General features: G+C 65.8%; 1 protein-coding gene. It reads right to left on the reverse strand.

The genetic code is table 11. From position 1 onward, the window contains the following. Window positions 1-132: 132 nt before the first annotated feature. A partial coding sequence (locus tag FMEAI12_RS30650; RefSeq protein WP_112108772.1) for a reverse transcriptase/maturase family protein occupies window positions 133-1,374 on the reverse strand: 1,242 nt, incomplete at its 5' end.

Consider the following 1,374-nt stretch of genomic DNA (forward strand, 5'->3'; position numbering starts at 1 on the left):
CAGCCGGAACAGGTCTTCGAGCTGGGGGCACTGGTGGGCCGCCGGCGAGGTGCCCGCGGGTGCGGGTCCTTTTCCGGCGGCCCCCAGCCCGAACGACGCATGCGACTTTCACCGCACGTCGCTCTCCGGTGACTATGACGTGAGCTGCGGGTTGGGTTTTCCGGCGTGGATGGCGTCGTGGCAGGAACGGCAGACCACGAGGGTCTTGCGTCGCCGTCGTGCCATGTGGGCCGCCCATGCCGGTTGCGATTGTCCGGGACGTTCGAGTTCTGACAGGCGCCGGACGTGGTGCACGGTGATGCCGTCCGTGCTCGTGCAGATCTCGCAGTGGTTCGCCAGGAGCCGGGTGACCAGCTCCGTGTGGCGGACGACGCCCGGGACCAGGACGCGGTCGGAGATGACCGCGTCGCGGCGCCGTCGGAGTGGAATACCGCCGAACCGTGCGACCAGTGGCTTCCTGCCGCTGCGTTCGACCGTGGCCTCGAAGCACTTGCGCCGCCCGTGCGGGGTGTCGACGGTGGCCGCGTATTTACGGGCCATTTTCGACACCGACGAGCGGTGCTTGTTGGCCAGGGTCTTGAGCAACGAGGTCTCCATGACCCAGTGCAGCCGGTAGAGACGGTGAACGTTCCCGGCCTGCAGGTAGTACTGGACGACGCCCCGCCACTCGGCCCCGTAGGTGCTGACGATGGTGTGGTCGTCCTCGTTGATCAGACGGGGCCTGCGCTCGGGTTTGCCGCGCGAGGTGTAGGGGGCTTTCTTGGCTCTGATCACCGATTCGGGTACCCGGAGGCTGACGGTGCCGTTGGCACTGCGTTTGCCGCCGGTGACCTTGCGGTCGTTGTGAAGCACGGTGATCTCGTATCCGAGGAAACGCGCCGCCTGGGTGCGGGCGTGCGTGATCAGTGTCTTGTCGTCCGAGAGTTCCAGGGCGAGATCGTCGCGTAGGAACGCTGTCAGGCGCTGTTTGATCTCCTCGGCTTCGGCCTTGGGTCCGACGAACCCGAGCAGGGTGTCGTCGCAATACCGAACATAGCGCAACCGCCGGTAGCCGGGATCGTAAGGATCCCCGCTGGGCATGGTCCGCATCTGTTGGCGCAGCTTCCGCGCTTGCGTGTGGTTGCCGCGCCGGTATGCCCGGTCCCTGGCGGCGCGCACCCTAGCATAGGCGGTGTCCTGCTCACGGACCCGCCCTCGGGTGTATTCCGGGATCAGAACCGTTTCAACAAAAGAGTCCAACCGGTGCAGGTAAATATTCGAGAGGACGGGTGAGACGACACCGCCTTGCGGTACCCCGCTCAGCGTCGCGTTCCAGACCCAGTCCTCCAGGTATCCGGCTGTAAGCATGTTACGCATCAGCCTCAGGAACCGGCC

This window comes from Parafrankia sp. Ea1.12 (genome assembly GCF_900465275.1).
Classification (GTDB): domain Bacteria; phylum Actinomycetota; class Actinomycetes; order Frankiales; family Frankiaceae; genus Parafrankia; species Parafrankia soli.